Source organism: Halosimplex litoreum, assembly GCF_016065055.1.
GTDB classification, from domain to species: Archaea; Halobacteriota; Halobacteria; order Halobacteriales; family Haloarculaceae; genus Halosimplex; species Halosimplex litoreum.
In genome coordinates this window covers 787,784-801,088 of record NZ_CP065856.1, presented here as the reverse complement: position 1 = coordinate 801,088, position 13,305 = coordinate 787,784, and the positions used below count along the sequence as shown (strand labels likewise).

The window sequence follows — 13,305 nt, the reverse complement described above, 5'->3', positions numbered from 1 at the left end:
TTACCGGTCGACCTCCCCGAGGACGATGTCGAGGCTGCCGAGCGAGGCGATCATGTCCGGGATGTACTCACCCTCGGACATGACCGGCAGGGTCTGGAGGTTCGAGAAGCACGGGCTCCGGATCTTGAATCGAGCGGGCTTGTCCGTGCCGTCCGAGCGCATGTAGATGCCGAGTTCGCCCTTCGCGCCCTCGACGGCCCGGTAGATCTCCGTGTCGGGGTCCGGACGCAGCGTACGCGGGACGTTCGACTGGATCTCCCGTTCGTCTTCGGGCCAGTCCTCCAGCAGGTCGACGCACTGCTCGATGATGCGGGCGGACTGCTCGACCTCGCGCATCCGACAGAGCAGCCGCGCGAAGTTGTCACAGCCGTCCTCGGTGACCACGTCCCAGTCGAGCTGGTCGTAGTAGCCGTAGGGGTCGTCCCGGCGCAGGTCGTAGTCGATGCCCGACCCGCGAGCGACCGGTCCGGTCGCACCGTAGGACTTGGCCTCCTCCGGCGGCAGGACGCCCGTGTCGACCGTCCGCAGCTGGAGGATCTCGTTCGAGGTGATCATGTCGTGGTACTCGCCGAGCCGCTCGGGGAGCTCGTCGACGAAGTCGCGGATCTTCTCGAAGAACTCCTCGCGGGGCTCGGGCAGGTCCCACGCGACGCCACCCAGCCGCAGGTAGTTGAACATCAGCCGCTGACCGGTCAGGTCCTCGAGGATGTCCTGAACGACCTCGCGGTCGCGGATGGCGTACATGAAGATCGCGGTGAAGTCGCCGTAGATGTCCAGCGCGAACGTCGCCAGCGCGAGCATGTGGCTCGCGATCCGGCACAGCTCCGCGGACAGCGTCCGGACGACCTGTGCGTACTCGGGCACCTCGATGTCGGCCAGGTCCTCGGCCGCGCGGGCGTACGCCCATTCGTTGAGGATGCCCGCCGAGATGTAGTCCCACCGGTCGGGGTAGGGCATGATCTGGTGGCGGTAGGTGCCCTGCTGGCACATCTGTTCCTCACAGCGGTGGAGGTAGCCGATGTCCGGGTCCAGGTCGGCGACCTGCTCGCCGTCCAGCACCGTCTCGATGTGGAGCACGCCGTGGGTCGCCGGGTGGTGGGGACCGATGTTGAGGAACATCGTGTCCGTGTCGTCCTCGCCGCGGTGGTCCTCCTGTAGCGGGTTGGCGTGCTCGCGCAGCGTGACGACCTGCGGTTCCTCGCCGCTGAAGTCCTGGCTGAGGGGGTGACCCTGCCAGGTTTCGGGCAGGAGGATCCGACGCATGTCCGGGTGGCCCTCGTAGTCGATGCCGACCAGATCGTAGGCTTCACGCTCGTGCCAGTTGGCCGTGCGGTAGACCGGTTCGGCGGTCTGGCTGACCGGTTCGTCTTTCGGCGTGGGGACGACGACCGACACCTCCTGGGTGGGGTCGTCGTACTTTTTGAGGTGGTAGATCGACTCGTAGCGGTCGTCGTACTCCTGTGCGGTGACACAGGAACAGTGGTCGAAGCCGGCCTCGTCGCGCAGGGCGAACAGGGCCTCCTGCACCTCGTCCGGTCGGACGACGAACCCCTCGGCGTTGACGTGACTCTCACGGTCGATCGCGGTGTCGCCGAGCAAGTCGGCGAGCTCGTCGTAGTCGACGCCCGCCTCGGTGGCGCCGACCTGCTCTTCCGTCGCGAGCGGGTTGTCCGGTTCCTCTAAACTCATGGCGAGTCACTCCAGTTGTACCGCATCACGAGGTCCTCCTCGTCGATGTCGTCGGCGAGTTTCTGGACGAGTTCGTCCTGGTCCAGATCCCCGAACTGCTCCAGCTCGTAGGGCTTGACCGTCACCGGCGCGCTCTCGCCGTTGGCGATGCGCTCCTGCAGTTTGGCGACGCCGTAGACGAGCGCCTCGGGACGCGGGGGACAGCCCGGGACGTGGATGTCGACCGGGATGACCTCCTCGGCGCCCTTGATGACGTTGTAGCCCTCCTGGAACGGGCCGCCGGAGATGGTGCACGACCCCATCGAGACGACGAACTTGGGCTCGGGCATCTGGTCGTAGACGCGCTTCATCCGCGGGGCGAACTTCGAGACGATGGTCCCCGGGATGATGATCACGTCGGCCTGGCGCGGCGACGCGCGCGGGACGCCGGCACCGAAGCGGTCGAGGTCGTGTTTGACCGCGTAGGTGTGCATCATCTCGATGCTGCAGCAGGCGATCCCGAACTGCAGCATGAACATCGACGAGCCGCGCACCCAGTTCATGAACTGGTCGAACTTGGTGAGGATGAAGGGCGTCGAGCCGAATGCCTCCCGCAGCGTCGAGTTGAATCGGTCGTCCGCGCCCTCACCCAGCCGCGCCTCCTGGGTCGATTGCGTCTCTATGCCGTCGGCCGTTGGTGTGTGGTCGCTACTCATGATTACTGTTCGACCCGCTGTGCTTGCGCGCGCGGGCTACGGATCCACTTGACCGCGCCGTTGCGCCACGCCCAGCCGAGTCCGATGACGAGGATACCGACGAAGACGAGCATCGGGACCAGCGCCTCGGCGAGTCCGACGTTGGCGACCGCGTCGCGGTAGATGACCGTCCACGGGAAGATGAGGACGGTTTCGATGTCGAAGACGACGAACAACAGCGCGACCATGTAGTACTGAATGTTGAACTTGATGCGCGTGTCGCCCGTCGGGACCTCGCCGCTCTCGTAGACGGCGCGTTTCCCCTGTTCCGGTACGCTCGGCCGCAGCAGCGCCGACGCTACCATCATCGTGATCGGGATGGCGAGCGCGACGACGGCGAGCGCCCCGATGGCTATCCATGGGTTACTCATGACTCTCTATCGTTCGACGGTTTGGTGTGGTGGCATATAAGGGTTGATTGTTGTCCTCGGGCGGTTTCGAGCCCCGCTCTCCCGAAACGCGCCCGCCGGTCGGTACGAGTCACCTACCGATCCCTTGGTCCGACAGCTTCTTCATTCCTCGGTCGCTCGTCTCGTCCCCGCCATGCCCGCCGACGGCCCCTTCGCGAGCGCCGAATCCCACTACGCCCACTACCGACCGCGGTACGGCGATCGCCCTCTCGATCACCTCGTCGACCGCTTCGACCTCGACGAGTCCTCACGCGCGCTCGACCTCGGCTGCGGCACCGGTCAGATCGCAGTTCCGCTGGCCACACGCGTGGGTGCAGTCGTCGGGATGGACCCCAACGAAGCGATGCTGGACGGCGCGCGCGAGGGGGCAGACCGAGCGAGCGTCGCCAACGTCGAGTGGATTCGGGGGTCCGACGCCGACCTGCGCGGGTCCCTCGGTGACGGCCTAGGGCCGTTCGACGTGACGACGATCGGTCGCGCGTTCCACTGGATGGACCGCGGACCGACGCTTGACCGCCTCCGCGAACGCACTCGCCCGGACGGCGGCGTCGCGATCCTCGGCGACACCGAGTGGCTGACGAAAGGCGAGCGCGCGTGGCAGGACGAGGTCTACGCGGTCGCGGCGTCGTATCTCGACGATCTCCCCGAGCGCACCGGTCCGCGAACCGAACCGTACGAGAATCCCTACGACGTGATGCTGAGCGACCATGGGTTCGTCGACGTGGAGACGGCGACGTTCGAGCGCACGCGCGAGTGGAACCCCGACGGGGTCGTCGGCTACGTCTTCTCGCTGTCGTTCTGCTCGCCCGCGACGTTCGGCGACGAGAAAGACGACTTCGAGGCGGATCTGCGCGAGCGACTCGACGAGCTGGGTGGCCCCTTCGAGCAGGACGACGAGGTGCGAGTGATATCGGGGCGGAAACCGGCATGAGCGTGTTATCGGGAACGTTCTCGTGAAGACAGCGACGGTTAGTCCCTGCGGGCCAGACAGTGAAGCTCGCGTCCAGCGACGTAGAGGCGCCCGTGGGCGACGACCGGTCCGGTGTTGAGGGTGGCCCCGACGTCGAACTGCCACCGCGTGTCCCCGGACGGCGAAACCGCGTAGACACCCCCGTCGACATCGCTCACGTGGACGGTTCCGTCAGCGACCGCCGGTGGTCCGGCCAGGGCCGACTCGGCTGCGAACTGCCACTGTCGTTCCCCGTGCTCCGCGTCGAAGGCGAGAAGGTCACCGTCGCCGGCCGCAACCAATACCGTGCCATTGGCGATCGCGGGACGTGTACCCGATAGCTCGCCGTTCAGGTCGACCGTCCATTGTACGGTGCCCGCGGATGCGTCGAACGATCGGAGCATCCGGTCCGCGTCTACGACGTAGACGCTCCCGTCGGCGACGACCGTCGGTGCGGAGTGGGGTACAGGCGTGTCGAACTCCACCTCCCAGCGTAACGCGCCAGTCTCCGCATCTAGCGCGTGAAGGTGACCCCACTCGTCGTAGTCGTCCCGGAACTCCCCGCCAGAGGAGTTCCCCGCGACGACGGACGACCGCTCCACCGCTCCCTCCTGCTCGTCGGCTTCCACGAATCTCGTCTCCCCGTCACGGACGCTACCGGCCACGAAGACAGTGCCGTCGACGACCGCCGGACATCGGCCGCTCGGGCCCGCACTTCGGACGATTTCCTGGCCGGGTTTGACGATACGGTACTTCGGCTCGTCGCACTCGTACTCCCAAATCAGATCCCCTGTCTCCAGGTCGAACGTGCGGAACCCGATGTGTATTCGCCCGTCGGCGACAGTCGGAGACGGATGGGTCGCGCCCGAGGGTGTCAACTGAACCTCGTGGACTCTGCCACCTGTCCGGGCTTCGACGACCCAGGCGTCGGGCGATTCGGGGAGAACCATCAGGTCGTCGTCGACTGCCGGGGCAGGCGTCTGTGGCCCCATCCCCGGGCTCGTCCGAAGCGCCCAGACGATCTGTCCCTGATCCCCGATGGCACGGAAGTTCGGTGCGGTGATCTGAGTCTGTTTGACGTGGACGTACGCGCGGCCTCGTCGGTCGACGACCGGCGCCTCGCGCGCGACCTTGCCACCGAAGTCGTGCGTCCAGACCAGCTCGACGGGCCACTTCGGCCGCGTGACGGCCGTCCCGTGTCCGCTGTGCCCCGGGTCGTAGCCGAACAGGGGCCACTGTTCGTTCATGTCCGATCCCCTACTGGAATTTTTATAAAACAGGTAGTCGATCGGCGACTGCTACGATCCCGGCGCTACTCCTCGCCCCAGTACTCGTCTTTGAACCCCGGCGTACCTAGCTCGTTCAGATCTCGGGAGACCTCGCCGACCTCCTCCTGGAGCCCCTCGTGGTACTCGACGAGGCGCTCGCGGATCTCGCCGTGCTGCCGGGAGAGGATCTGCGCGGCCGTCAGCGCGGCGTTGAACGACTTCCCGGCGTCGACGGCCGTGATCGGCGCGCCCTGGGGCATCCCGATGACCGAATCGACGGACTTCTCCTGGACGGGGACACCGATCACGGGCAGCGGGTAGGCGATGGAGGCGGTCATGTTCGGCAGGTCCGCGGACTTGCCGCCCGCACCCGCGACGATCACGTCGATGCCTCGCGCCTCCGCGGTCTCCGCGTAGGCGTACATCAGGTCCGGCGTCCGGTGTGCAGAGACGACGAACGTCTCGAAGGTAAAGCGGCTCTCCGGCGCGTCTTCGTAGTCGGTCTGCTCTTCGAAGCCGAGCTCGTCCGCGAGCGCGGCGTAGGCGCCGGGGCGCTTGCCCTGCCCGCCGGCCATCGTCGGGAGGTCCGAATCGGAGCCCATGACGATGCCCACATCCGGCGTTTCCTCGTTCGGCAGGTCCGCCTCGGCCTGCTCGTGCAACTGGTCGATGATCGACTGGACGGAGTCTGCGGTCATGGGCGAATCTGCGCGGGCGGGGGCCGTAATCTGTGCGGTTCGGATCGGTCCGGCAGGCGCGCTCGGACGCTACTGCTCGAACGTCAGTCCGTCACGGACCTCGCGCACGTCGGCGAGCAGGTCGTCGACGGCTGCGTCCGTGTGGCCGACCAGCGTCACGTGGCCCATCTTCCGCAGGTGATACACCTCGTGTTTCCCGTACCAGTGGAGGTGGGCGCGCGACGTCTCGAAAATCGCGTCCTCGCCCGAGAGCGTCGCGTCCTGTCGATCGTCGACGTCGCCCAGGATGTTGGTCGAGACCGTCGGCGCGCGGCGGCCCGTATCGCCGAGCGGACGACCAGTCACGGCGCGGACGTGCTGTTCGAACTGGGAGGTGTGACACCCCTCGATGGTCCAGTGGCCGGAATTGTGCGGCCGCGGCGCGATCTCGTTGAGGAGGATCTCGTCGTCGGGCCCCTGAAAGAGTTCGATGCCGTAGACGCCGCGCCCCTCCATCACGTCGAGGACGTCGAGGGCGACCTGCCGTGCGCGCTCGCGGACCGAATCGGTGGCACGAGCCGGCGAGGCAGTCTCCCGGAGGATCTCCTCGCGGTGGATCGTCTCCGTGACCGGGAAGGTGGCTCGTTCGTGGGTCCCGTCGTCGTTGAGCGCGCTCCCGAGACAGCCCATCACGGCCAGTTCGCGCTCGAAGTCGACCATCTCCTCGACCATCGCGACGCCGCTGGGGTCGTCCTGGCTTCCACCCTGTGCGGCGTCGACGATCTCGGCGAACGCCGCCCCGACCTCGTCGGACGACTCGACGGGGACGTTCCCGCGACCGTCGTACCCGCCCTTGCGCGCTTTGAGCATCGCCGGGTATCCGAGGTCGTCGAGCGCCTCGCGCAGTTCGTCGACCGAGTTCACTTCGCGGAACTCAGGGACGGGGACGCCCGCCTCGGCGAGGCGGCGCTTCTGGACGAGTTTGTCCTCGATGATCCGCAGTGTCTCCGGATCGGGATGGACCGGCGTGTCGGTCTCGGCGGCGACCCGCTCCAGCAGGTCGGGGTCGGCGAGTTCGATCTCGAAGGTGAGGTAGTCGGCCCGTTCGGCGAGTTCGCGGACGGTGTCGGGGTCGTCGAAGTCGCCGACGACCTGGTCGCGGGCGACCGGTGCCGCGGGGGCGTCGGGGGTCGGATCGCTGACGACGACGTCGACGCCGAGCGGGGCCGCGGCCTCGGCGAGCATCCGGCCGAGCTGGCCGCCGCCGACGACGCCGAGCGTCGGTCCGGGCGAGGTGAGTGTCATTGCGACGGGGTTGCCCACGGTGGGGAATAAGGGTGTCTCTCTGCGGCCGGCGGGCGGTCGCCAGCGGTAGTGTTCGGGGCGTCACCCGCCGCCGCTCGCGTTCGCCACGTCCGAGCGGACGAAAAAGCGCGTCCGCGTGTCACGGTCGCGCAACAGTGCCGTCCGTCGCTCGTAGCCCGACAGTGCCGCTGGGCGCGTCGATACGTCGTCGGCCCGCGCGACGACCAGTAGCGGCCGCTCCCGGTCGACCGTTCGGACCAGCGCGTCGGCCGAATCGACGCAGGACGCCGTCGCGTCGGCCCGTTCGAGGTACCACGGCAACGGGAGAACCTGTTGCCACGGCGAGCAGGCGGGCCGTCTAGGACCCGTCGCACCTGGGTCGTCCACGAAGTAGTCGCCGTACAGCACCACGTCCGTCCCCGCGTGGTTCGGTGCGGCGCCGCCCACCTCGCGCATCACCGGCTGGACGCCGGGTGCCGGCTGGGCGTACTGGACGAGCTGGTTGCTCTCGCGGTGGTCGGTGAGATAGACGTGCTCGGCGCCGGCCGCGGCGACCTGCGCGGTGACGACGAAGACGACCAGTGCGGCCAGCCCCGCGCTCACGCGGTCGCCGTCGGCGAGCGCCTCGCGGCCCCAGCGGGCGAACAGGCCGAGTCCGACGGCCGCGGGGATCGCCAGCGGGACGACGGCGTGGACCGTCGCCCAGGGCGCCTCGATGTCCGTCGCGATCGGGTAGCCAAGCACCGAGACGACGCCCCAGTAGAAGGCGACCGCGACGAGGTCCGAGGGGCCATCGGGTCGGTAGCGGTCCGCGACGAACCCCGCGACCGCGAGGATGCAGACCGCGAACCCACCGGCCCGGAGCGTCGACAGGAAGTGCCCGAGGTAGGGGAGATACGCGTGGTCCTGGTGGGGGCTGTTCACCCAGGTGTCCGCCAGCGCCCCGGCGGAGCCGACGGTCGCCTCGCGGAGGACCGCGGGCAGGAGCGACGGGTCGGAGAGCGCCGCTCCGAGCCCGGGTCCGACCGCGGTCTCGCCGCGCGGCGCGTAGAAGAAGACGACGACCGCGAGGAATCCGAGCGCGCCGATCAGGAGCGCGTCGACGTGGCGCCAGCCGGTTCCCAGGACGCGTCGGCAGTGGGTGCGAGCGACCGCCGTCCAGTCCTCGCCGCGGTCGGCGGCGCGAAACAGCCGGTGGTCGAGCAAGAGAACGGCGCCACCCGCCCAGCACAGCAGGTACAGTAGGGCGTTCTCCTTGGCGGTGAACCCGAGCGCGACGAACCCGACGCCGGCGTAGAAGTAGCCCCGACGGCCACCGGTGTCGACCGCCCGGACGAACAGCGCGAAGGCGGTGACCATGAACGCCGCGACCAGCGGGTCGCCCCGCATGAACCGCGAGTAGTAGAGGACGACGGGCGTGAACGCCCAGAAGGCCGCGAGCGCGACGATCTCCGTGTCGCGCAGTCGCTCGCGAAAGAGCAGCGCCGAGAGCGGGAACAGCGCGGTGACGGCCGCGACCACCGCACGCATGGCGAAATCGGTCGGTCCGAGGACGCCGAAGACGACCTCGTTGACGTGCTGGAGGAACGGGCCGTGGATTATCGGCCGATACCTGACGTTCCCGCTCGCGGCGTAGTCGAGCACCCAGTAGGCGACGCGACCCTCGTCGAAGTGTGCGGTTCGCGCGCCCAGCCGATAGAACCGAGCCGCGAACGCGGCGACGACGACGGCGACGACGGCGAGCGTGATGCGGTCGACCCCCCAGCGCTCGCACAGGCGTGCCCCAGCGACACGCAGTCGGCCTCCTCCGTCGGAATCTGTCATCACCGTCGTCGACGCTCGGTGGGTCAAGAGCGATACCGGTTGGAAACATAACTGTTTGACCCATCGAAAGCGGCTCGGTGTCGCGGCGTCCGCCCGACGGCTACCGGCGGCGCGTCGCTGGAGCCATCGACGGCCGTCTCGGGTCCGGTTCGGTAGTTCTTTTACCCGCGCTGGCTTCGCCCCGGATATGGTACAGCTCGGTCTGGTGGTCGCGCAGTTCGACAAGGAGGGGTCGGTCATCGACGGGATGGAGGCCGCCGCGCGCGAGGCGGCGGCCGAGCGCGACGCCGATATCGCCGCGACCGTCGAGGTGCCCGGCTCCTACGACACGCCGCTGGCCGCCGACCGACTGGCCCGCCGAGACGGTATCGACGCCGTCGCCGTCCTCGGCGCCATCGTCGAGGGCGACACCGACCACGACGAGGTCATCGCAGACGCCGCCGCCCAGGGGCTCACCGACGTGAGCCTCGACCGGGATACGCCGGTCGCCTTCGGGATCATCGGTCCCGGCATGAGCACGGCGGAGGCGAAGGCGCGCACCGACTACGGGGGGACCGTCGTCGAGAGCGCAGTCGACCTCGCCGAGGACCTTCCCTGAGCGCACCGACACCGACCGACATCGAACACACACCACAAACTATGGACCCGGACTTCGCAGCACGCGTCGACAGGATCGAACCGAGCGCGACCGTCGCGATCAGCAACAAGGCCTCCGAACTCGAAGCGGAGGGCGTCGACGTCGTCGACCTCTCGGTCGGCGACATCGTCGACTTCGACACCCCCGAGAACGTCAAGGAAGCCGCCAAAGACGCGATGGACGCCGGCCACACCGGCTACACGCCTTCGAACGGTATCCCCGAACTCAAAGACGCTATCGTCGACAAGCTCCACGACGACGGCCTCGCCCAGTACGGGACCGAGAACATCGTCGTCACGCCCGGCGGCAAGCAGGGGCTGTTCGAGGTGTTCCAGACGCTCATCGACGACGGCGACGAGGTCGCGCTGGTCGACCCCGCGTGGGTCTCCTACGAGGCGATGGTCAAGCTCTCCGACGGGAGCCTGACCCGCGTCGACACCGCCCAGTACGACTTCCAGCTCGAACCCGCGCTCGACGACCTCGCCGACGCGGTCTCCGACGACACGGAGATCCTCGTCGTCAACTCCCCGGGCAACCCCCACGGCGCCGTCTACTCCGACGAGGCACTGGAAGGCGTCCGCGACATCGCTGTCGAGCACGATATCACCGTCATCTCCGACGAGATCTACAAGGAGATCACCTACGACGGCGCCGAGGCCACGAGCATCGGCACGCTGGAGGGCATGGAAGACCGGACGATCACGCTCAACGGCTTCTCGAAGGCCTACGCGATGACGGGCTGGCGGCTGGGCTACTACGCCGCGCCCGAGTCGGTCGTCGACCAGGCCGGCAAGATCCACGGTCACTCCGTGACCTGCGCCGTCAACTTCGTCCAGCACGCTGGCGTCGAGGCCCTGGAGCACACCGACGAAGCCGTCGAGGAGATGCGCGCCGCCTTCGAAGAGCGCCGCGACATGCTCGTCGATCTGTTCGCCGAGTACGGGAAAGACGTGCCCACTCCCGAGGGCGCGTTCTACATCATGCTCCCCGTCGCCGACACCCGGGTCGACGGCGACGGCGACCAGGCACAGGACGTGGCCTGGGCCGAAGAGGCCATCGAGACCGCCCACGTCGCCACCGTCCCGGGCAGCGCGTTCGGCACCCCCGGCTGGGTCCGCCTCGCCTACGCCAACGACGAGGACCGCCTGCGCGAGGGCGTCGAGCGCCTCGCCGAGCACGACCTGCTGTAGGTTCGCATAAGTTCGTTTTCCGGCCGTCTGGCCAGTTTCGCGAGCGGCGGCGAGCGCTCAGAACAGTCCGAGATGCGTGTGGCGCTTGTAGAGGTAGTAGCCGAAGTACGGGACCCACAGGACGACGAGCAGCCCCGAGAACAGCGCCGCGAGGAAGTGATTGATCGGGTTCGGGTGCCACTCGCTGTTGAGCCGAACGTACGTCGCGTCCCTGTAGAGACCGATGGCGAACAGCGGGAGCCCGAGGTAGATGACCGGGAGCGTGCCGAACAGCCCGACCGCGAACGACGCGACGCCGACGGCGAGCCCGGCGGCGCCGACCAGCGCGCAGTACCACCACGCCTCCGAATCGGCCCAGTCGACGACGTAGGTGTGACGCTTGTACAGGTACTCCGCGACGACGAGCCAGCCGAAGACGAACCCGAAGATGCCGTAGAGTATCGAGCTCGGCTCCCAATCGATCTCCTGGTCGGAGAGGCGTCGGCTGTCCAGATACACGAGCGGCGGCAAGAGGAGCCGCCCGAAGAATCCGAGCGCGAGCACCCCGACGTACCCGACGCCGAGGACCCCCAGCGAGAACGGACTCCCGGCCATCGGGCCGTCGAGAACCGTCAACAGACCGAACGCGAAGACCGCGACCACCACCGCCGGCCCGACCACCAGTAGTTCCAGCCCCCGATACGCCCACGACGGCACGTCGTCCACCGTGACCCGTTGCATACCCTCCCGAGGTGTGGCGCTGTGGATTAAATTTTGTGACGATTACACAAACTGCCGACACTCCGGTGTGCGTGTTCGGCGAGACGAAACGAACGACTATCCGCGTTCGTCGAGGATCCGGTCGACGATCCGGCCCGACGAGAGCAGCCCCTCGTAGTCGGGCTCGTGGGCGCTCGCGCGGCGGACCGCGCAGTCGATGCCCCGGTCGGCCAGCGCCGCACGAATGGCCTCGGCGTCGTGGTGCTGGTCGTAGCCCAGCGCGATGACCGCGGGGTCGAGTTCCTCGATGGGGGCGAAGATGTCCTCGGGGTGACCGAGTCGCGCCTCGTCGACGGGGTCGAGCCCGGCGACCATCTCTCGGCGCTGCGGGCCAGGGACGACGGGCGAGGCCTTGTGAGTCACGTTCGTCGAGCGGGCGACGATGACGACCAACCGGTCGCCCATCGCCTTCGCGTCGCGGAGGTAGTGGAGGTGGCCGGGGTGGAGGATGTCGAAGGTGCCCTGGGCGACGACGATATCGGCGTCCGACTCGGGAGTCGCACCCGTCCCGTCGCCGGTCATCGCTCGCCCCACTCGTCGTCCGGTTCGGCCCGGAAGTCCGTCCCGTCGGCGCCGTAGTCGGACTCCTCCATGAGCTCGGCGTCGATGTCCTCCTGGGAGAAGTCGAAGAACTCGTCTTCGGGCATCTCGATGTCGAGCACCGGCAGGTCCACTGGGTTACCCTCCCGGTCGAACGCCTGCCAGTCCGACTTCCGGTAGGGCGCGCCGACGATGACGTGGACCTTCCCCTTGCCGAACGTCTGGAGGTCGGCGTCGCTCGGCCGGAGCACGCCGTTGGGGTGGGAGTGGATCGATCCGGCCGCCCGGGAGCTGTTGGGGATCATGTTCGAGTCGACGGTCGCGCTCACCGGGTTCGACTCGGTTCCCGGGATGACGAGGATGTCGGTCAGGACCGTGCCCTCGTAGTCCAGGTCGAACTTCCGGGCGTCCTCGCCGCGCAGAAACCCCATGTACTCGTCGGGGTGGGCGTCCTCCGAGGCCTCCAGCGCGAACTCCAGGGCGGCCTCGGCGATACCGACCACCTCGCCCGAGCGGAAGATTCCCATGACCGAGTGTCGGGGAGCCCGCGTAACAAGGCTTTCCAAACCATCTTTTTCCGGACGGGGTTTCCTCGCGCGCCGGAGGCGCGCTGCGGGGAACCCCGTCCGGAAAAACATGGGTGAAAAAGGCGCGGCTCGTGCGCTTCGCGCACTCGCCGCGTTGAACCGCGCGCCGCAGGCGCGCGGATGCTCAGTACAGGTGAGTAACCGAACGCTCGGTGAGGGAAAGTGCTCTCCGCACAGACGAACTGTCCGTCGACAATCTCCGATCGACAACGAGTAGATTCAAGTCGTATCTGTTCCACGATCAACATATAGTGGACGGGTCGATCACCCGGAGGAACATTCTGAAACTTCTCGGTGGTGGTGGTGTCCTCGGATTTGGATTCCTGTATTTTGGTACGAGGCCGAGAGTCGTCGAGCACGAAGCCGAGGGCGAACTGTCCGGGGAAACTGAATTTTTCGTGAGAGTGGCCAATGCGGGAGTTGAAGGCACGGTACGCGTTTCAGTCGAAATTATGGATTCAAATAACGACGCCATCAAACGGTCGAGTACGGTGGTAACGCTGCCTAGAAATCCCACGATCCAAGTGCGTCTCTCCGTGGCCGTACCGGCTAACGCCGACACCTACAGTGTCTCGGCGACAGCTACGAACTTCCCCGGGAACGTATTCTCCTGACACGGCTGTGTAGGAAGCTACACACCTCTCACGAGCGCTGGTTTCCCGTCGAATCACGATGGATTGGCTGCTCAGTTCGAATCCGAACTGAGCAGGTGACTTATGTCCAGCATACCTGAGAT

At 67.4% G+C, this 13,305-nt stretch carries 14 protein-coding genes; 4 read left to right on the top strand and 10 right to left on the bottom strand.

The window, feature by feature from the left end:
- From I7X12_RS03915 to I7X12_RS03905, 3 genes are read right to left on the bottom strand one after another with little or no spacing between them, the layout of a single operon-like run.
- Positions 1-1,689 (bottom strand): NADH-quinone oxidoreductase subunit D, encoded by a 1,689-nt coding sequence (locus I7X12_RS03915; RefSeq protein ID WP_198062570.1) that lies wholly within the window; start codon positions 1,687-1,689, stop codon positions 1-3.
- Positions 1,686-2,384: an NADH-quinone oxidoreductase subunit B gene (locus I7X12_RS03910; RefSeq protein WP_198062569.1), complete on the bottom strand. Its 699-nt coding sequence runs from the start codon at positions 2,382-2,384 to the stop codon at positions 1,686-1,688. Before I7X12_RS03910 ends, I7X12_RS03915 begins: the two co-directional genes overlap by 4 nt.
- 2 nt (positions 2,385-2,386) lie before the next feature.
- Positions 2,387-2,794, bottom strand: coding sequence for an NADH-quinone oxidoreductase subunit A (locus I7X12_RS03905; RefSeq protein WP_006885359.1), 408 nt, complete (start codon positions 2,792-2,794; stop codon positions 2,387-2,389).
- Between the two features lie 172 nt (positions 2,795-2,966).
- Between I7X12_RS03905 and I7X12_RS03900 the strand changes: the two genes are divergently transcribed.
- On the top strand, positions 2,967-3,764 hold the full coding sequence (locus I7X12_RS03900; protein WP_198062568.1) for a class I SAM-dependent methyltransferase: 798 nt from the start codon (positions 2,967-2,969) through the stop codon (positions 3,762-3,764).
- 38 nt (positions 3,765-3,802) lie between these two features.
- Here the strand turns inward: I7X12_RS03900 and I7X12_RS03895 are convergent, their stop codons facing one another.
- The 4 genes from I7X12_RS03895 to I7X12_RS03880 all read right to left on the bottom strand — a co-directional run bounded on the left by I7X12_RS03895 (position 3,803) and on the right by I7X12_RS03880 (position 8,856).
- Positions 3,803-4,774, bottom strand: coding sequence for a PQQ-binding-like beta-propeller repeat protein (locus I7X12_RS03895; protein ID WP_232343022.1), 972 nt, complete (start codon positions 4,772-4,774; stop codon positions 3,803-3,805).
- 320 nt (positions 4,775-5,094) lie between these two features.
- Positions 5,095-5,748, bottom strand: a complete 654-nt coding sequence (locus I7X12_RS03890) for an AIR carboxylase family protein (protein ID WP_198062566.1) — start codon at positions 5,746-5,748, stop codon at positions 5,095-5,097.
- A gap of 69 nt (positions 5,749-5,817) precedes the next feature.
- Positions 5,818-7,032, bottom strand: coding sequence for a 5-(carboxyamino)imidazole ribonucleotide synthase (locus tag I7X12_RS03885; protein WP_198062565.1), 1,215 nt, complete (start codon positions 7,030-7,032; stop codon positions 5,818-5,820).
- An 81-nt stretch (positions 7,033-7,113) separates the two neighbouring features.
- On the bottom strand, positions 7,114-8,856 hold the full coding sequence (locus tag I7X12_RS03880; RefSeq protein ID WP_198062564.1) for a flippase activity-associated protein Agl23: 1,743 nt from the start codon (positions 8,854-8,856) through the stop codon (positions 7,114-7,116).
- A gap of 187 nt (positions 8,857-9,043) precedes the next feature.
- Here I7X12_RS03880 and ribH point away from each other — a divergent pair, with 187 nt between their 5' ends.
- Complete coding sequence (gene ribH / locus I7X12_RS03875; protein WP_198062563.1) at positions 9,044-9,454, top strand: 6,7-dimethyl-8-ribityllumazine synthase; 411 nt, start codon at positions 9,044-9,046, stop codon at positions 9,452-9,454.
- 41 nt (positions 9,455-9,495) lie between these two features.
- On the top strand, positions 9,496-10,683 hold the full coding sequence (locus I7X12_RS03870; RefSeq protein WP_198062562.1) for a pyridoxal phosphate-dependent aminotransferase: 1,188 nt from the start codon (positions 9,496-9,498) through the stop codon (positions 10,681-10,683).
- 57 nt (positions 10,684-10,740) lie between these two features.
- Here the strand turns inward: I7X12_RS03870 and I7X12_RS03865 are convergent, their stop codons facing one another.
- The 3 genes from I7X12_RS03865 to I7X12_RS03855 all read right to left on the bottom strand — a co-directional run bounded on the left by I7X12_RS03865 (position 10,741) and on the right by I7X12_RS03855 (position 12,509).
- The gene (locus I7X12_RS03865) at positions 10,741-11,403 is read right to left on the bottom strand and encodes a hypothetical protein (protein WP_198062561.1); all 663 of its coding nucleotides are present in this window, start codon (positions 11,401-11,403) and stop codon (positions 10,741-10,743) included.
- Positions 11,404-11,499: 96 nt separating this feature from the next.
- The gene (locus I7X12_RS03860; protein ID WP_198062560.1) at positions 11,500-11,964 is read right to left on the bottom strand and encodes an adenylyltransferase/cytidyltransferase family protein; all 465 of its coding nucleotides are present in this window, start codon (positions 11,962-11,964) and stop codon (positions 11,500-11,502) included.
- Positions 11,961-12,509, bottom strand: coding sequence for a Mov34/MPN/PAD-1 family protein (locus I7X12_RS03855; RefSeq protein WP_198062559.1), 549 nt, complete (start codon positions 12,507-12,509; stop codon positions 11,961-11,963). The genes I7X12_RS03860 and I7X12_RS03855 overlap by 4 nt, the downstream gene beginning before the upstream one ends.
- A 311-nt stretch (positions 12,510-12,820) precedes the next feature.
- Between I7X12_RS03855 and I7X12_RS03850 the strand changes: the two genes are divergently transcribed.
- Positions 12,821-13,183 carry a hypothetical protein gene (locus I7X12_RS03850; protein WP_198062558.1) on the top strand — a complete coding sequence of 121 codons (363 nt, stop codon included), beginning with the start codon at positions 12,821-12,823 and terminating at the stop codon, positions 13,181-13,183.
- Positions 13,184-13,305: the final 122 nt, after the last annotated feature.